The organism is Clostridium boliviensis (genome assembly GCF_033342255.1).
Classification (GTDB): domain Bacteria; phylum Bacillota; class Clostridia; order Lachnospirales; family Lachnospiraceae; genus Lacrimispora; species Lacrimispora boliviensis.
On the sequence record NZ_JAWONS010000278.1, the window covers coordinates 79,378 to 96,312 of the forward strand.

A 16,935-nucleotide genomic window follows, 5' to 3' on the forward strand; every position below is an offset into this window, starting at 1 on the left:
ATGACACTATAATTACGGACGAATCTGCCCGTTTCCATAGATGATATATTTTGTCGTAGTCAGTTCCTTTAAACCCATAGGACCTCTGGCGTGGAGCTTCTGCGTGCTGATTCCGATCTCAGCTCCAAATCCAAACTCAAAACCATCCGTAAACCGGGTAGATGCATTCACATAAACAGCGGCTGCATCGATCTCATTGAGAAATTTCTGTGCATGGTTATAATCGGTTGTGATGATTGCTTCCGAATGCCCGGTATTATAACGGTTAATGTGGGCAATGGCTTCCTCTAGCGAATCAACCAGCTTTAATGATACAATATAATCTAAGTACTCCGTACCCCAGTCTTCCTCCGCCGCCGGTACAAAAGCCGGTACAAACCCGCATGCTTCTTCATCAGCACGTACCTCAACGGATTTTGTTAAGAGGCGCTGATGCAAAAGCGGAAGGAAGCTGGCTGCAACAGCCCGATGTACCACAATGGATTCACAGGCGTTACATACACCGATTCTCTGGGTTTTGGCATTAAAGATGATATCCAGTGCCATATCAAAGTCTGCCGATTCATCTACAAAGATATGGCAGTTACCCGTACCAGTCTCAATGACCGGTATGGTACTGTTATCAACCACACTCTTTATAAGTCCTGCCCCGCCTCTTGGAATCAATACATCCACATATTCACGAAGACGCATAAATTCCTTTGTCTTTTCTCTGTCTGTATCTGTAATTAGTAAAAGGGCGTCTTCCGGCAGGCCTGCACGGGAAAGCCCAGTTCTTAACCATTTGACAATCGCCTTATTGGACTCCAGTGCATCGCTTCCACCTTTTAGAATCACTGCATTACCGGATTTGAAGCATAAGCCGAAGGCATCAGCCGTCACATTGGGTCTGGCCTCGTATATAATCCCTACCACGCCAAGAGGAACCCTTTTCTGCCCGATGGTAAGACCGTTTGGCCGCACCTTCATGGAAAGCACTTCTCCTACCGGATCCTCTAAAGCAGCTACCGCCAATAGTCCCTGCGCCATGTCCTCAATCCGCTTTGGAGTCAGCTCCAGCCTGTCAATCAGTCCCTGGCTCATTCCTGCTGCAGTTGCTTTAATTACATCATCCTGATTGGCAGAGAGTATTTCCGCTTCTCCGTCAAGCAGGGCTGCTGCTGCTGCGTTGAGTCCTTCCTCTTTTTTTGCAGAACCAAGGGTTCCCAATAATCCTGTTATTTCTTTCGCCTTTTTGCCTATCTCAGTTATCGTCATAAGAGCCATCCTTTCTTTAAGGAACAATAATCATATCCACTGCCCTGTCATGAGGGTCTGCAGGTATCCGGTCAAAAATCTGAAAACCATAGGCAATGGCAATCCTTCGGTGACGGGGTTCCTGTTCAAAGAACCGGTCATAATATCCGCCGCCATACCCAAGCCGGTTATTTTTTTTATCAAAAGCAATGCCTGGCACGATGACAGGAGCATCCGTATCATGGATTTTTAAGCAGGAGGCCTTTGGTTCCATAATCCCCATAGTACCTTCTTCCAGATCGGATCTCCCCTTAATAACATAAAAATCCATCTCTTCTCCTGATACTTTTGGAACAGCAATCCATTTGCCCAGTTTAAACAGCAGTTCTATAAATCTCCAGGTTCCGGCTTCATGACGCATGGAGGCATAACAGTAAATGCAATAAGCCTTTTTTATCTCCTCAAGCTCCAGGAGCTTTTCACAGATCGCCTCATCCCATTGTGCCTCTGATGATACGGAAAGCATGCGTCTTTGTTCCTTTACCCATTTACGGATCTCACTCTTCTTTGACGTTTCCATACTTTTTCCCCAGATCCGTAACCGTTCCGTCGTCTTCCTGAATGGATATATTGTTTAGGTTTCCTCTTAAGCTGTTTCGTATGGATTCAATGTACTCTTTTCTTAAAGCCGCCTGTTCCGCCTTCTCTTCTTCTGAAAGTCCGGTGGCTTTTGACTTATGATAAAGTGTGTTAATCCGGTCGATCTTATCCTGATTCATATCTGTCTCCTTAATACTCGTAATTAATATAGGTCATTAAATCGAAATCGTGATTGGGATGAGCCAGAAACAACGTTCCCTTTTCCTGTCCCTCTAAAATCTGGCTGATAATCTCTACATGGTCACCGTTGGCGATCACCATATCAGATCCGCCGTCCGTTGCGATCCTCGCAGCTGCCAGCTTGGCTGACATACCTCCGGTTCCCACATCACTGCCAGATGTGGATTTCCCCATCTCCATCAGTTCCGGTGTGATTTCTTTCACCAGACTGATAAACCTGGCATCTGAGTTCCGCTTTGGGTCGTCTGAATACAAACCGTCAATATCTGATAAAAGGATGAGCAGGTCTGCTCCGATTAAGGCAGCTACTACTGCGGAAAGCCTGTCATTGTCACCGAAATTGTCAACCAGGGGAATCTCTGAAGTAGAAACAGTATCGTTTTCATTGACAACTGGAATAGTTCCCAGTTTTAAAAGCTCATCAAAGGTGTTCTGTGCGTTAAACCGGCTGTTTTCACTTACCATTGTATTCTTCGTAAGAAGCACCTGGGCCGCTATCTGGTTGTATTCTGCAAACAGCTTCTGATACACCATCATGAGCCTGGCCTGGCCTACTGCAGCAAAGGCCTGTTTCTCCGATATGGTAACCGGCCTTGTGTGACGGCCAAGTGCCTGCCGGCCTGCTGCAATCGCGCCGGAAGAAACCAATACCACTTCCTTTCCCTGTCCTTTTAAATCACAGATTACCCGGATCAGCTTTTCTATCTTCATCAGATTCAAGTCGCCGGTGTGCAAATGGGTTAAGGAAGAGGAGCCGATTTTGATCACAATTCGTTTTTTATCCTTCAGTTTCATGCGTTCCTCTGTGTTCATCTTCTTCATCCGCTTTCTAAACTACTTTTTATCTCATATATTACAACATTTTTAAAAATACGTCAATTTTAGAAAGAAAAGCTTTTATAGCGGCTGGCAATGGCCTCCGCAACTTTTATCCCATCCATGGCGGCTGAAGTAATGCCTCCTGCATAGCCTGCACCTTCTCCACAGGGATAAAGTCTTTTTATCCGGCTTTCCAATGATTCATCTCTGGTTATCCTGACTGGGGATGAAGTTCTGCTTTCCACACCTGCCAGTATGGCATCCTTCCTGCGAAAACCACGTATTTTTCCTTCAAAAGCCTCGACGCCTTCGATGATGGAGTCCGATATATAATCAGGAACTATTCCCCTGAGATTCGTAAATTCATATCCGCCTTTTAAAGCCGGCATTACGTCTCCAAACGAGCCTGAACTGCAGTTGTTCTTAAAATCCCCGTAAAGCTGTATGGGGATACGTCCCTTCCCCTGTGTATATGCGGCCTCTTCCAGCTTTCTTTGATAAGCAATCCCAGCAAGCGGGGAATTGCCGCCAAAATCTTCTGGAGTTACCGTAACAATCAGCGCGCTGTTTGCATTGATCCCATCCCGCTTCTGATAGCTCATCCCGTTGACAGCCAGCCGATTTGCTTCTGAGGAAGCATTTACAACGTAACCGCCCGGGCACATACAAAACGTATAGACTCCCCTGCCGTTTTTACATTGATGGGTAAGCTTGTAGTCCGCTGCTCCAAGTACCTGGTGATCACTGAGTCCATACTGGGAACGGTTGATCTCTTCCTGTGGGTGCTGGATTCTAAGTCCAACGGCAAACGCCTTGGCCTCCATAGGAACCCCTTTTCGTTCCAGTACCTGAAATGTATCTCTTGCGCTGTGCCCGATTGCCAGAATCAGAGCGTCCGCAGGGATCTCTTCCTCATCATTTACCCGGATTCCCCAGATGCTGTAGTCTTTGATCAAAACATCAGTCACAAGACTGTTAAATCGGACCTCACCTCCCAGACGTATGATCTCCTGTCTCATATTTTTCACAATTCCGCTTAGTACATCGGTACCAATATGTGGCTTGTTCACATATAAAATCGAGGGATCAGCTCCGAACTCCACAAATAGCTCCAATACCTTGCGGTTACGCATCAGTGGGTCCTTGACAAGTGTATTTAATTTTCCATCAGAGAAAGTACCTGCTCCTCCTTCTCCAAACTGCACATTGCTGTCTGTTTTTAAGGGTCCGCCGTTCCAGAATTCCTCCACTGCCGACTGCCTGCTGTCTACATCCTCTCCGCGTTCCAGAAGGAGCGGACGGTATCCGCTTCTGGCAAGCATGATTCCGCAAAAAAGTCCTGCAGGCCCTGTACCCACAATAACAGGACGATTTGTCATTGGAACCGTACCGGAGACTGGAAATTGATATTCCTTTTTTACTGCCAATATAACATTGGGGTTTTTCGCTTTATGTAAAATTGATTCTTCATTGTTCGTCTCAACATCAACTGAATAGGTGAAATGAATCTCCTCTTTTTTGCGGGCGTCAACCGATTGTTTGATGATCTTAACGGATTGTATTGCAGTCACCGGGATACGTAATGTTTTAGCCGCTTTTGCCAGAAGATCTTCCTGCGTATGATCTACTGCCAGCTTTAATTGATTGATTCTGATCATGATAATCCTCTTCCTGCATGGATTCCTGCTATGATTCCGCTTGACCATGCCCACTGTAAATTATAACCTCCGCAGATTCCGTCTACATCAAGGATCTCCCCAGAAAAATAAAGTCCCTTTATCAGTCTGGATTCCATTGTAACGGGATCCACCTCTCTTGTATCCACACCGCCGCTGCACACCTGCGCCTGGTCAAAAGCATTGGTAGATATGATTACCGTTTTTAAGTCTTTCATGCAACGGGTTAGATTTTTAATCTCATGGGCTTTGATATCCTTTACCCGGACAGCCCTGTTAATACCTGCTTCTTCTAAAAGAATCTTTACCAGTTTAGAATTGATTACCCCATGTAAAATACCATCTGCAGGTCTGTATCCAAACCTTTTGCTCCTCTCAAAGAGAAGTGTTTCTAACTCAGTAAACGGCAGTTCAGGTAAAAAATCCAGCTGTGCCAAAACAGACTGTCCTTCATCCAACGCTCTGGCTGCATACCTGCTGATTTGAAAAACCGGAATACCAGAAATTCCATAATCAGTAATCTGAAGTTCTCCCCTGTCTGAGGTTACTTCCTTTCCATCTATTTTAAGTGTTACCAAAGCATCGGTCCGTACTCCTGCAGCCTGTTTATACCATTTCTCCCTGCACCGAAGCTGAACCAGGGCAGGCAGAGGTTTTACAATATGATGCCCAAGCCTTTCGGCCAGGACGTAACCACTTCCATCTGAACCTGTTTTCGGAGCCGCCATGGAGCCAGCTGCAAGAATGATCCTGTCTCCTTTTTGTTTCCCATTCTCCGTAATTACCGTCAGATCTTTTTTTATCGCTTCCACATGGCAGTCTGTTATGATCCGGACACCCAGACGCTCCAGCTCAAAAAGCATTGCCTCCAAAACAGTAGCAGCCTGTCCGGTATTCGGATACACATATCCGTTCCTGTCTGTCAAGACGATTCCCAGCTCTCTGAAAAACTCCATCGTCTGGGTGACCGTAAATGCATTCAGTGCCGGATATGCAAAATCCGGCTGATTTCCTCTGTAAGCCCCTGACGGGAGCTGCAGATTGGTAATATTGCACTTTCCATTGCCGGTTGAAAGAAGCTTTTTCCCCGGTCTTGCTGTATGTTCCATAATTGTAACAGAAGCTCCCTCTCTGGCTGCAAAAATCCCCGCCGCCAGACCAGAAGCTCCAGCCCCTATAATTATGATCTGTTGTTTCATCCTGTCCTCCTTACATTCAGTCAGACTAATTGTATTATATTTTCAACTTGTATAAGATTCTAAATAATTAAACACTTCCACCATAGAAGAAAACCAGATGCCATCCATCAGTTTTCCCCTTTCTTCCTCTGGAAAGTCAGTAACCGGCATATGAGTATACAGGCAAATAGTAGCTTTATCCTGGTAGAGGACGAGCAGATACCCATCCTCTGAAACCAGATAATATTTATCCTTGCTCTCAGCATTTGCAGGCTTTGCCTCTACCTGATTTATGACAATCTGCGCTTCTGTAACAGTCTCGGTTTCAATAGTTGCCCCTGGAAGGGCTTCCTCTGGTCTTACACTGTCCTTTGTTATGGCAAAGCCAATTCCAAGACAAATCGCAGATGCAGCAACAAACAACAGAAAGCAGAACATATACTTCTTCATGAGTTGATACCTCCTTCACGTAAGTATAGTATCTGCTTTCTTCTTACATTTTAATCACAAAAGATGGTATTTTCTTGCAAAACCTGCCAATTTTCTGCCTCCTGGGAAGCTGTTTAACTCCGTTTCATCAACGCACCGGAATTTTAACAGTAAAACGCCGTAGACAAGGACTGCTGCTGCGACAGCTGCCAAAACACCTGCTGCATTATGCTTTAAGACAAAATGTACCAGGAAATAGACTCCATAAGAAACGGCACCCATGATTCCTGCTGCAAATGTGGGCAGAAAGAATGTCTTTTTAATCTCCTGACGATAATTTAAAAATCTCCTGATGGAGAGGCCGTTGAGCAGACACATGGTTAACGCAAACAAAATATTGGAATATAAAACTCCATATATCCCCATCTTAAGCGGAAACAGCATAACCCAAAGTATCCCCACATGAATCACCAGGGAGATAATTGCATTCTTCAAAGGCGTCTTCATATGGTTAATCCCCTGAAGCACTGCATTGGTCACGGTTGACAGAGAGAAAAACACGACTGCCGAGGAGCCATATATCATCATCTTAATAAGAGACAGATTATCACTTCTGCTAAACAGCAGATTACAAATCGGTCCTGCAAGTACTGTAAGCCCAACCGTGGCTGGAATTGCTATTATCATGGAAAACCGAATCACCATGGATATTTTTCTGCTGATCCGTGTTCTGCTTCTTTCTGCCACTGCCTGGGACAACGAAGGGATTAAAGCAGAGGACAGGGAATTGGCAATTGCTACCGGAATATTAAAAAGAAGCCGGTATTTACCAGAATAGATTCCCCAGTTAGCTGCAATATCCGAGGCACTCATTCCCATGGAAGACATACCGATTCCGTAAATACTGTTATCAATCACAATGCTGATATTATATGCAACACTGCTGAACACAATGGGCAGAACAGTCATGATTAAAACTGCCGACAGACTCTGGTACGTTTCAAAATATTCGGAACGGTCTCTTCTTGCCTGTCTTTTCATAATCGGACGATAACTGAACATGAGAAACAGAAGAAACAAAAGTCCTGCAAATGCTCCTGCACCTGTTCCTATGGTACCTCCGGCTGCACCAAACGCATAGGAGTACTGGGTTGCTCCGTAAAGTGCATTGGAACGCAGCCCTTCCTGAAACAGCATTGCAGCTGCATAAATGCTGATTACCGCATTGATGATCTGTTCGAAAATCTGGGATACCGCCGTTGGAAGCATCGTCCCAAGTCCCTGGAAGTAACCTCGAAAGACCCCCAGATAAGCGATGATCCAGACAGTTGGTGCCAGAGTCTTTAAGGCGTAGCTGGTATAAGGCATCTTTAAAAACTGATTTGCAAATATATCAGCCCCAAACCACAGCACTGCGGCCCCCAGACCTCCAACTACCGTTCCATAAAACAGCGATACTTTCAGTACCTTCATGGAATTGATATATTCCCTCCTCGCCATCCTAACAGCAACCATCTTGGAAACTGCAGTGGGAAGGCTGTAGGAAGAAACAATCAATAAAATGGAGTAAATTGAGAAGGCAGAACTATAATATCCATTTCCTTCGTCTCCTAAGATATCTGCAAGGGGGATGCGGTAAAACATTCCGATCACGCGGACAATAATACCTGCAGCCGCAAGAATAATCCCCTGAACAAGGAAGTTAGAAGACCCCCTTTTTTTTGATTTTCTGCTTGTCCTACTGTTTTCCATATATTTCTACTTTGGGAGAGTCCTGTGCTGATATGATACAAACCCAGGTTTTCCCCTGGTTCAGGACGATCTCGTTATTCTCCATATCGTAATAATGTGTGGGACCGAATTCTCCCTCCTTAGACCATTTCACCGGAATTGCACGCCCCTCTGTCACATACATTCCGTAAGAATCATCGTGCACATTGATGTTTAAATAATCCGTGGTAGCATAATGAGCAGAAGGACAATACTGTAAAATGATATTCTTTACTCTGATCTGTCCTTCATCTCCCTTATGAGCCTTTCCGTACTGAAATCTGTAATACAGCCCGTCATCCTCATGATACTCAAACCATGGTTTGTTATATACGTAGCCAGGGTAAACTTTATAAGCATCTTTAGCACTGTCCGCATCCTTTAAAGTAACCTCATGTCCGGTTCTGGCAAATAGATAATGCCCCTTGTAATCCGGATTATACTCCTTTTTAAATCCCAGCTTTTCTATGGACTTGTTTAAACGTTCCCCGCTGGTGTAGGCATTATGAGGAGATTTGCGGTCAGAGGACCGATAATAAGCCACCGTACCAATGCCCTCTAAGCCATTGATATGATCTAAATTGGACAAATAAGGCTTTGCAAAGGTGCTTTGCCCGAAATGAGCATAGACAGCATTAAATTCACGGGCAAAGTATGTATAATATGTACGACAGCTTCTGACAGAACCAATTCTTGAAAGGTCATCATAATCTTCAATGATTGCCATATAACGGTTCATTCCGCCTTCTACCGGTGCTTCATATACCACTCCCGCACGGTTGATTCCGTACTGCGGCTGCGCCTCCTTATCATTACTCATCATCACAGCTGCCGGCCTCCGGTTTCCGATGGAAGCCTCCACCATCTCACCTGTTAAATAGCTGCGTATTTTGCCGTCTTTTTCGATACGTTCTTCACTGGTATAGTATTCTCCGGATTCCTGATCCTCACCGGTTGATTCTTCTGCACTGCTGTTTATGCGGATTTCTTCTGTCGATGATTCTTTCTGAGACTCTGTTTCAAGATTCGTAACAGCCACTTCCTCGTATTTTTTACCGCAGCCAGCCATTAAGGCGGCAGACAGCATTCCTACAGCAAAACCAAACCATACCCTTTTTTTCATCTTACGTATCCCCTCCGACTTAAAATTTCTTCCTGCTTTCGCTCCATAACAAGGCGCTCTTCCTCTTCCATATGATCATAGCCGCATAAATGCAGCATACTGTGAGCGACTAAAAAGGCCAGTTCCCGTTCCATGGAATGACCATATTTTTCTGCCTGTTCCTCCACCTTATCTACGGAAACTACAATATCTCCCAAAAGAAGCTCTCCTGTCTCCGGGTTAAAGGAATCGTACTCCTCCTCTTCCAGATGATCAAAATCGGATGGTGTTTCATATTCAACCATCGGGAAGGAGAGCACATCCGTCGGGCTGTCTATTTTTCTGTATTCCTGATTGATCTGGCGGATATCCTCATTATCGGTAAGAAGCACATTAATCTCTGCCTCATAGGGACAGTCTTCATAATCAAGCGCTTCCTCTGCCACACTGGTTATTATCTCTTCATAGGGGATTTCCAGTTTTTTTACCGCTTCATATTCTATATTAATCGTCATAATGTGCCTTTCTTTTCCGATCAGTGGGTTTTTTCTTCGACTCAAATTCATCATAAGCCTGTACAATTTTTTGAACCAGCGGATGACGGACAACGTCACTGCTGGTCAGCTGGCAAAAGCTGATATCATCAATCTTCTTCAAGATTCTCATTGCCATATCAAGTCCCGATACCGCCCCGGAAGGAAGATCCTTCTGAGTCATATCTCCGGTAACAATCACCTTGGAACCAAACCCGATTCTGGTTAAAAACATCTTCATCTGGGCAGGTGTGGTGTTCTGGGCTTCATCCAGAATAATAAATGCGTTGTCCAGCGTTCTTCCGCGCATATATGCCAGGGGTGCCACTTCAATCAGACCTTTTTCCGCATTATGCAGGTAGCTTTCAGCTCCCATAATCTGATAAAGTGCATCATAGAGCGGTCTCAAATATGGATCAATCTTACTTTGCAGATCGCCGGGCAAAAAACCCAGCTTCTCTCCCGCTTCAATTGCAGGTCTTGTAAGAATAATCCGGTTCACTTCCCCGTTTTTAAACGCCTGAATTGCCATCGCCATAGCAAGATAAGTCTTGCCGGTTCCTGCTGGGCCGATCCCGAATACCACCATCTTCTTCCTGATCTGGTCAACATACTGCTTCTGTCCCAGTGTCTTTGGCTTAACCGGCTTTCCATTAATTGTTCTGCAGATAATATCCTTGTCTATCTCAAGAATCTGACTGTCACTTTCTGTAAAGGAAAGTGATAAAGCATAATCCACATTCTGCTCTGCAATTACATTCCCCCGTCTGGAAAGTTCAATCAGATTGCTGAATACACTTTTTGCTCTCTGTACCATCTGATCCGGACCAATGATCTTAATCGCTCCATCCCTTGCAATCATGGTAACATGCAGGGTACGTTCTATTTTTTTTAAGTAGTTGTCAAACTGTCCGCATACATTTTTCTCGTGTTCAACTGGAATGTCTATGATTGTTTCAATTACGCTCATTTGAATTATTTGTCTCCTCCGGTTCCTCTGTTGTCTGCATCTTCAGCGCTTCCTGTCTGCCTAAGGGCTCCTCCGTCACATAATCCATGGAAATCTGGCACAAAGATTCATTATCTAGTATTTTAACATGATTTTCCAGAATTTGAACCCCCTTTTCCAATAATTTTTTTTGGAAGCTTTGATTCATCTGATCTGCCAGTTCTTTCTTTTCTTCTTCCGTATAAGGACGTTCATAAGAAATATATTCGTTCCCGGTTATCTTCCCAACATAGATTGGCAGATAAAAGTTTTCAAACAAATGAAGCTGCTTTTCTTCCATTGTCTGTTTCCATGCAGTTCCATCCGGTCTGGGTCTCATGAATAGAAAAGAAAACTGAAATGCTTTTATATACCGCCCTCTTCTCACTTTTCCGGTTTCCACATCAATGGTTTTAAACAGAGGAATCTTTCTATTATAGTGATACTCTGTTCTGGCAGTAATATCCCCGTCTGAGTGAACGTAATGGGTATTCATAATTTCTTCACTATCTCCAATAACAGGAAGTGTCCCACTGACCAGAACCTGACCTGCGCTCACTTCATCTCCCACCTTTACCATGGGAACTCCGCTTCGGACAATCATAGAAGTGATCGTTCCATCCTTTTGGGCGATTAAATCACAGGGAGTCTCATCCTTTACCGGAATTTCGAAAAGCACTTCATTCTCTTTTATCTTAACCAGAAGTCTGGTTCCCGATACTCTTGCCGAAACCCAGGTTATTTCCGGAAAACGGGTTCTTAAAGATTCCTCCAGTACATCACAGTTAATTTTTGACTTTTTCATGCCATAACGAATCTCCTCTGATTCACAGAATTTCAGGAGAGTGTCATATGTATACATCTGATTCCCATCAAATTGAATATCCCATATAAACAGGGAAAGAGCATAAAGCATCATCAGAAAACACAAAAATCCAGCTGCATAGTATTTTCTTTTTCTGTTTCGGTATAAAAAAAAAGGAAGTCCAAACTTTTTTAAAATTCTAAGTCTGACCTTCGATTTACGGACAAGGGGTTTGATTTTACGAAATCCCGGCACAGTCATAAAAAATCGATATGTATGTCCGGAATGAAAGACTTCCCAGACTTCAATCTCATGCACACTGCACATATTCAAAAAACGTTCCGGAGAAAAACCGGTCATTTCAACAAAAAGATATCCGAAAAAACGATGATTCAGCCATGTAAGCACGTTATTACACCTCCATTATTCCCTGCTCAATCAAATTCCAGAGATTTAATGTAACCGTTGATTTTCATTTCTTCATTGGTGTAATACTCAATCATCAGACGGCTGCCCCCAATAATAACCCGGCAATTTTTTGCCTGGAGTTTAATTAAACAGTCTGTATATAGAATAATACTTCTGTAATTTTCAATTACTACGCTGTGACGGCCCAGAAACGATACAAGCACTTCTCCAAGGACCACATCCTTTGGAAGCTTTAAGGCGGAAGCTGCTTTTACTTTTGTTTCCTCCAGCATAACTTTTTTCGCCCCTCTATGATTTCTTCTTTTCTACTATATGCAATTAATACATGGAAAATTCTACAGCATATAAAAAGGCGAAAAAACCCCTGGCCGCAAAATGAGACCAGGGATTCATCTTTTAAGAATTAGTTATATTTACGTTTTCTTGCAGCTTCGGACTTTTTCTTACGTCTTACGCTTGGCTTTTCGTAATGCTCTCTCTTACGAATTTCCTGCTGGATACCTGCTTTTGCACAGTTTCTTTTGAATCTGCGTAAAGCGCTATCTAAGCTCTCGTTGTCTTTAACGATTACATTTGACATAGCTCACACCTAACCTCCCTCCAGTTGTGTACTTGTGCATAATACAACTGTTTGGGTATTTTATAGCACTGATATGATTATAGCATAATTTTGCCATACGTCAAGAAAAAATTATATTATTTTTCAATTTTTCCACCAATTAGATCAGTTGTTCCTCAACTACTTCAGCGACTTTTGATAAACATGCGTCTACTCCTGCCGGATTCTTGCCTCCTGCCTGAGCCATGTTTGGACGTCCGCCGCCTCCTCCTCCAACAAGGGAAGCAATCGCTTTAATTAAGTTGCCTGCATGAGCTCCTTTTTTCTGAGCTTCATCTGTTACGGCAGCCATTAAATTGACCTTTCCATCCTGAACAGAAGCGATTACAATCACTCCCTCTTTCAGTTTTTCTTTCAGCTGATCGCCTAAGTTTCTCAGACCATTCATATCCACATCCATGACTTTTACAGCCAGAACTTTTGTGCCTTTTATTTCCACCACCTGGTCCATAACATTCCCAAGAGAGTCTTTGGCCAGTTTACTCTTTAACTTCTCATTTTCTGAATGAAGTGCCTTTATCTCTTCAAGAAGAGATTCTATCTTAGCATTCAGGGAAGCAGGTGTTGTTTTTGCAATCTTTGCCGCCTCATGGAGAGTTTCTTCTGTCTCTTTATAATAATTCATTAAGCCGTCACCGGTTAATGCCTCAATTCTGCGGACACCTGCGGCAATGCCGGTTTCAGATAAGATCTTAAAGAATCCGATTACTCCGGTATTGGAAATATGAGTACCGCCGCAAAGCTCTGTGGAAAAGTCACCCATCCGGACCACACGTACACTGTCACCATATTTCTCGCCGAATAATGCCATAGCTCCGGACTTTTTCGCCTCTTCCAGAGACATGATCTCTGTCTGAACCGGGAGTGATTCTTTGATTTTATCATTGACAAGATTCTCAACCCTGGCAATCTCTTCCGGAGTTAATGCTGAAAAATGGGTGAAATCGAAACGCAGTCTGTCTCCATCCACGAAAGATCCTGCCTGCTCCACATGGTTTCCAAGTACAGATCTTAACGCCTTCTGGAGAAGATGGGTAGCACTGTGGTTTTTACCTGTATTCTGGCGGTTCTTTTCGCAAACCTTGCAGGTCACCTGATCACCGGTCTTTAGCATACCTTTTACAACTCTTCCCACATGGCCGGTCTTACCGCCCTGAAGGTGAATGGTATCTTCCACTTTAAATTCTCCGTTTTCACAGATAATGATACCGGTATCGCCCTGCTGACCGCCCATGGTTGCATAGAAGGAGGTTTTTTCCGTAACAATCGTTCCGGTCTCTCCGTCTGCCAGTGCTTCAACCAGCTCAGTTTCGCTGGTAAGTGCAGTGATTACCGTATCACAGATTAAAATGTCATAGCCGGTAAATTCTGTAGTAAGCGCAGGATCAATGGACTGATATACGGTAACATCTGCACCCATATAATTGGTAGTCTTTCTGGCATTTCTGGCTGTCTCACGCTGTTTTTGCATGGCTGCCTTAAAGCCCTCTTCGTCTACACCGAACTGTTTTTCTTCCAGAATTTCCAAAGTTAAATCCAGAGGAAATCCGTAGGTATCATACAGCTTAAATGCATCCTCGCCAGGCAGAATCCGACTGCCCTTTTTCACCATATCCTCTTCCAGCTCACTTAAAATAGCAAGTCCCTGATCAATGGTCTTATCAAACTTGTCCTCTTCCTGAGTGAGGACCTTTAAAATCATAGCCTTCTTTTCTTCCAGCTCCGGATATCCATCCTTTGACAGTTCAATGACGGTTGTGGATAAATCTGAAAGGAATTTTCCTTCAATCCCAAGCAGCCTTCCATGACGGGCAGCTCTTCTTAAAAGCCTGCGCAAAACGTATCCTCTGCCTTCATTGGATGGCATAATTCCATCGGAAATCATAAAGGTGCAGGAGCGGATATGATCGGCGATGAGACGGAGGGATACATCTACCCCTGAATCTTTTTTATATTCCGTATCAGCCATTTTTGCAACACGGTTTAATAGTGCCTTAATGGTATCCACATCGAAAAGGGAATCCACGTCCTGTACAACCACTGCAAGACGTTCCAGCCCCATACCTGTATCTATATTCTTCTGTTTTAATTCTTCATAGTTGCCATGACCGTCGTTCTCAAACTGTGTAAATACGTTATTCCATATTTCCATGTAACGGTCACAGTCACAGCCTACGGTGCAGCCTGGTTTTTTACAGCCATATTTCTCACCACGGTCGTAATAAATCTCAGAACATGGACCGCATGGACCTGCTCCGTGCTCCCAGAAGTTGTCCTCCTTGCCAAGCCGGAATATGCGCTCCGGGGCAATCCCTATTTCCTTATTCCAGATTTCGAAGGCCTCATCATCATCCTGATAAACGGAAGGATATAGTCTGTCCGGATCCAGCCCGATCACCTCAGTTAAAAATTCCCATGACCAATGAATTGCTTCAACCTTAAAATAATCTCCAAATGAAAAATTGCCGAGCATTTCAAAAAATGTGCCATGGCGGGCTGTTTTGCCTACATTCTCAATATCACCAGTTCTAATACACTTCTGGCAGGTTGTTACCCTTTTACTTGGAGGAATCTCCTGACCTGTAAAATACGGTTTCAGAGGTGCCATACCCGAGTTGATCAATAACAAGCTGTTATCATTATGTGGAACCAGGGAGAAGCTTTTCATCGCTAAATGCCCTTTGCTCTCAAAGAATTCAAGGTACATTCTCCTTAGCTCATTCACACCGTAGTTGTTCACGTTACTGTCCTCCGTTTATTATTTTGTCTCATTTCCACCAGCTGCGGCACTGGCGGCGTCTTTATGATCTCTATACTTCTTACCGCAAACAATTCCACCCCATGAAACAAGCAGGAAAAACAGGAATTTTATAGCGGTTCCCAGGAAACTTGAAAATACTGCAGTCATAATTTTTTCCTCCCGAAAGTTATTATAATATTGCTCATTTTATTATCCTATCACAAGGGATTTTATTTAGCAAGATATTCATTTGTAATTTTTTTGTTGCATAAGAAAAAGTACGGTAAAAAACCGTACTTTTCAATCATTTTATGGATTAAGAAATTCCTCGTTATCATCGATCAGCTGGTAGGCCCTTATTCTTGTAGATTCAGCCAGAGAGGCCGTATATTCCAGTTCTTCCATGGTTCCTCCACTGTATTTTTGGGCCGCTTCCTCAGCTTTAATGTCCCTTTCTTTAATCCAGACCTGCTGAGAAGTCTCTAATTGTCTTCTGGAATCATCAGACATGTTTTCAGCAACTGCTTCATATATCGTATTCTGCTCCCGGTTCCAAAGCTTCAGTTCTTTGTCCGCAAGAGCTTTCATGGAATATGTGTTGGAATCTGCAGAATCGTCCCGCATCTTTTTAATCTGGGTGTCCAGCTCCTTTAACTGCTTTCTGTAATAATCCGCCCCTTCGGCGGGAACAGCTGCCTGAGCCGTTCTGGCTTTGGAATCCGGAGTGATTGGGGTAATTACCGGCTCTGAGTCAGGTGACTGGAATTCACTTTCTTCCATTGGAGCCGTATCGTCTTTAGCCGGTTCCGGTAAACGTGCGCGCTTCATCTGCGGTTCATGGTTATCCTGCTGTCCGCTGTCACTTCTGTCTTCTGCCTGTGCGGCACCAAAAGGAGACTCTGTCACATCGGGAACTGATTTTTCCCGTGTCTCTTCTGGCATCATAATATCTGCAGTGATCTGCGGGACTGAATTACTTCCTCCTTTTTCTTCTAATGGCTGGCTGTCTTCGGAATATCCCGAAACTACGGAAGAATTCGTTGTGCTGTCTTTTCCCTTTACAAAGCTGACGGTAGCAAGGGTCATTAAGATACCTATGACCAGTATACTTCCTATAACAATCCAAATTCCTCTGTTTCTATTCATGATCTTTCATCCTAACATGATTTAATGAAATTACCATATCACAAATAAAAAAGAAAGAAAATAGGATTCTGGATTTAGTAAGAGTTTGTAAGAGATATGTAAGTTTTAACCATACTCTTTCCACTCTAGGAAACACCTTCATCGGTAAGAAGATCCTGTCCGTCAGCCGCGCTGGTTGCCAGGACATCACACCTTTCATTCATTGGATGACCTGCATGTCCTTTTACCCAGTGAAATGTCACCTGATGAATCTCTTTGGCTCTCAGCATACGCTCCCATAAATCCACATTCTTTACAGGGCCGCTCTTTCCCCTTTTCCAGTCATTCTTCACCCAATTATCAATCCAGTGCTGGTTAAATGCATCAACCAGATATTTGGAATCCGAATAAAGCTCCACCTGGCAGGGTCTTGTTAAAGCCTCCAGACCTGCAATAGCTGCCATAAGCTCCATCCGGTTATTTGTTGTCTTCACATATCCTGCAGACATTGATTTCTCATGGAGCTGCCCTTTGGAATCTGTAAACTGCAGGATCGCTCCGTAACCTCCCGGTCCGTCAGGATTTCCTCTCGCAGCTCCATCCGTAAATAAAAGTACTTTTGTCAATTTCTCACGTTCTCCTTATT

18 protein-coding genes are annotated in these 16,935 nt (G+C 43.8%); all 18 read right to left on the reverse strand.

Translation table 11 applies throughout. The features are described from left to right. Positions 1-12 precede the first annotated feature (12 nt). The 18 genes from RZO55_RS18515 to rnhA all read right to left on the reverse strand — a co-directional run bounded on the left by RZO55_RS18515 (position 13) and on the right by rnhA (position 16,915). Positions 13-1,257 (reverse strand): glutamate-5-semialdehyde dehydrogenase, encoded by a 1,245-nt coding sequence (locus RZO55_RS18515; protein WP_318065737.1) that lies wholly within the window; start codon positions 1,255-1,257, stop codon positions 13-15. Between the two features lie 16 nt (positions 1,258-1,273). Next, complete coding sequence (locus RZO55_RS18520) at positions 1,274-1,816, reverse strand: 5-formyltetrahydrofolate cyclo-ligase (RefSeq protein ID WP_318065738.1); 543 nt, start codon at positions 1,814-1,816, stop codon at positions 1,274-1,276. Further along, on the reverse strand, positions 1,794-2,015 hold the full coding sequence (locus tag RZO55_RS18525; protein ID WP_318065739.1) for a DUF896 domain-containing protein: 222 nt from the start codon (positions 2,013-2,015) through the stop codon (positions 1,794-1,796). The genes RZO55_RS18520 and RZO55_RS18525 overlap by 23 nt, the downstream gene beginning before the upstream one ends. 10 nt (positions 2,016-2,025) lie before the next feature. Then, positions 2,026-2,898, reverse strand: a complete 873-nt coding sequence (gene proB, locus RZO55_RS18530) for a glutamate 5-kinase (protein WP_439100062.1) — start codon at positions 2,896-2,898, stop codon at positions 2,026-2,028. Positions 2,899-2,957: 59 nt separating this feature from the next. Next, a complete protein-coding gene (locus RZO55_RS18535; protein WP_318065740.1) occupies positions 2,958-4,553 on the reverse strand; it encodes an NAD(P)/FAD-dependent oxidoreductase in 1,596 nt (531 codons plus the stop codon). Continuing rightward, a complete protein-coding gene (locus RZO55_RS18540) occupies positions 4,550-5,770 on the reverse strand; it encodes a BaiN/RdsA family NAD(P)/FAD-dependent oxidoreductase (protein WP_318065741.1) in 1,221 nt (406 codons plus the stop codon). The genes RZO55_RS18535 and RZO55_RS18540 overlap by 4 nt, the downstream gene beginning before the upstream one ends. Before the next feature lie 42 nt (positions 5,771-5,812). After that, the gene (locus RZO55_RS18545) at positions 5,813-6,199 is read right to left on the reverse strand and encodes a hypothetical protein (protein ID WP_318065742.1); all 387 of its coding nucleotides are present in this window, start codon (positions 6,197-6,199) and stop codon (positions 5,813-5,815) included. Positions 6,200-6,253: 54 nt separating this feature from the next. Continuing rightward, positions 6,254-7,930, reverse strand: coding sequence for a putative polysaccharide biosynthesis protein (locus RZO55_RS18550; protein ID WP_318065743.1), 1,677 nt, complete (start codon positions 7,928-7,930; stop codon positions 6,254-6,256). Further along, positions 7,917-9,071 (reverse strand): DUF3048 domain-containing protein, encoded by a 1,155-nt coding sequence (locus tag RZO55_RS18555; RefSeq protein ID WP_318065744.1) that lies wholly within the window; start codon positions 9,069-9,071, stop codon positions 7,917-7,919. The genes RZO55_RS18550 and RZO55_RS18555 overlap by 14 nt, the downstream gene beginning before the upstream one ends. Beyond that, on the reverse strand, positions 9,068-9,565 hold the full coding sequence (gene ybeY / locus RZO55_RS18560) for an rRNA maturation RNase YbeY (protein ID WP_318065745.1): 498 nt from the start codon (positions 9,563-9,565) through the stop codon (positions 9,068-9,070). The genes RZO55_RS18555 and ybeY overlap by 4 nt, the downstream gene beginning before the upstream one ends. Continuing rightward, the gene (locus RZO55_RS18565; RefSeq protein WP_318065746.1) at positions 9,555-10,553 is read right to left on the reverse strand and encodes a PhoH family protein; all 999 of its coding nucleotides are present in this window, start codon (positions 10,551-10,553) and stop codon (positions 9,555-9,557) included. The genes ybeY and RZO55_RS18565 overlap by 11 nt, the downstream gene beginning before the upstream one ends. Then, positions 10,540-11,784: a sporulation protein YqfD gene (gene yqfD, locus RZO55_RS18570; protein WP_318065747.1), complete on the reverse strand. Its 1,245-nt coding sequence runs from the start codon at positions 11,782-11,784 to the stop codon at positions 10,540-10,542. The genes RZO55_RS18565 and yqfD overlap by 14 nt, the downstream gene beginning before the upstream one ends. Before the next feature lie 26 nt (positions 11,785-11,810). Then, positions 11,811-12,077, reverse strand: coding sequence for a YabP/YqfC family sporulation protein (locus tag RZO55_RS18575; protein WP_318065748.1), 267 nt, complete (start codon positions 12,075-12,077; stop codon positions 11,811-11,813). A gap of 131 nt (positions 12,078-12,208) precedes the next feature. After that, positions 12,209-12,385, reverse strand: coding sequence for a 30S ribosomal protein S21 (rpsU, locus tag RZO55_RS18580; RefSeq protein WP_003504099.1), 177 nt, complete (start codon positions 12,383-12,385; stop codon positions 12,209-12,211). 139 nt (positions 12,386-12,524) lie between these two features. Next, entirely contained in the window at positions 12,525-15,131 is a 2,607-nt protein-coding gene (alaS, locus tag RZO55_RS18585; protein WP_318065771.1) for an alanine--tRNA ligase, read from the reverse strand. Between the two features lie 51 nt (positions 15,132-15,182). Continuing rightward, positions 15,183-15,332: a hypothetical protein gene (locus RZO55_RS18590; RefSeq protein WP_318065751.1), complete on the reverse strand. Its 150-nt coding sequence runs from the start codon at positions 15,330-15,332 to the stop codon at positions 15,183-15,185. Between the two features lie 141 nt (positions 15,333-15,473). Beyond that, on the reverse strand, positions 15,474-16,310 hold the full coding sequence (locus RZO55_RS18595) for a lysozyme inhibitor LprI family protein (protein ID WP_318065752.1): 837 nt from the start codon (positions 16,308-16,310) through the stop codon (positions 15,474-15,476). 125 nt (positions 16,311-16,435) lie between these two features. Then, positions 16,436-16,915: a ribonuclease HI gene (gene rnhA, locus RZO55_RS18600; RefSeq protein WP_318065753.1), complete on the reverse strand. Its 480-nt coding sequence runs from the start codon at positions 16,913-16,915 to the stop codon at positions 16,436-16,438. Between the last annotated feature and the right edge of the window lie 20 nt (positions 16,916-16,935).

Coding starts and splice junctions, on each gene's coding strand:
- RZO55_RS18555 (WP_318065744.1), bottom strand. CDS start 9,071: ATGAAAAAAAGGGTATGGTTTGGTTTTGCTGTAGGAATGCTGTCTGCC.
- RZO55_RS18565 (WP_318065746.1), bottom strand. CDS start 10,553: ATGAGCGTAATTGAAACAATCATAGACATTCCAGTTGAACACGAGAAA.
- RZO55_RS18550 (WP_318065743.1), bottom strand. CDS start 7,930: ATGGAAAACAGTAGGACAAGCAGAAAATCAAAAAAAAGGGGGTCTTCT.
- RZO55_RS18575 (WP_318065748.1), bottom strand. CDS start 12,077: ATGCTGGAGGAAACAAAAGTAAAAGCAGCTTCCGCCTTAAAGCTTCCA.
- RZO55_RS18525 (WP_318065739.1), bottom strand. CDS start 2,015: ATGAATCAGGATAAGATCGACCGGATTAACACACTTTATCATAAGTCA.
- RZO55_RS18540 (WP_318065741.1), bottom strand. CDS start 5,770: ATGAAACAACAGATCATAATTATAGGGGCTGGAGCTTCTGGTCTGGCG.
- RZO55_RS18535 (WP_318065740.1), bottom strand. CDS start 4,553: ATGATCAGAATCAATCAATTAAAGCTGGCAGTAGATCATACGCAGGAA.
- rpsU (WP_003504099.1), bottom strand. CDS start 12,385: ATGTCAAATGTAATCGTTAAAGACAACGAGAGCTTAGATAGCGCTTTA.
- RZO55_RS18515 (WP_318065737.1), bottom strand. CDS start 1,257: ATGACGATAACTGAGATAGGCAAAAAGGCGAAAGAAATAACAGGATTA.
- RZO55_RS18520 (WP_318065738.1), bottom strand. CDS start 1,816: ATGGAAACGTCAAAGAAGAGTGAGATCCGTAAATGGGTAAAGGAACAA.
- alaS (WP_318065771.1), bottom strand. CDS start 15,131: ATGTACCTTGAATTCTTTGAGAGCAAAGGGCATTTAGCGATGAAAAGC.
- RZO55_RS18590 (WP_318065751.1), bottom strand. CDS start 15,332: ATGACTGCAGTATTTTCAAGTTTCCTGGGAACCGCTATAAAATTCCTG.
- proB (WP_439100062.1), bottom strand. CDS start 2,898: ATGAAGAAGATGAACACAGAGGAACGCATGAAACTGAAGGATAAAAAA.
- RZO55_RS18545 (WP_318065742.1), bottom strand. CDS start 6,199: ATGAAGAAGTATATGTTCTGCTTTCTGTTGTTTGTTGCTGCATCTGCG.
- ybeY (WP_318065745.1), bottom strand. CDS start 9,565: ATGACGATTAATATAGAATATGAAGCGGTAAAAAAACTGGAAATCCCC.
- RZO55_RS18595 (WP_318065752.1), bottom strand. CDS start 16,310: ATGAATAGAAACAGAGGAATTTGGATTGTTATAGGAAGTATACTGGTC.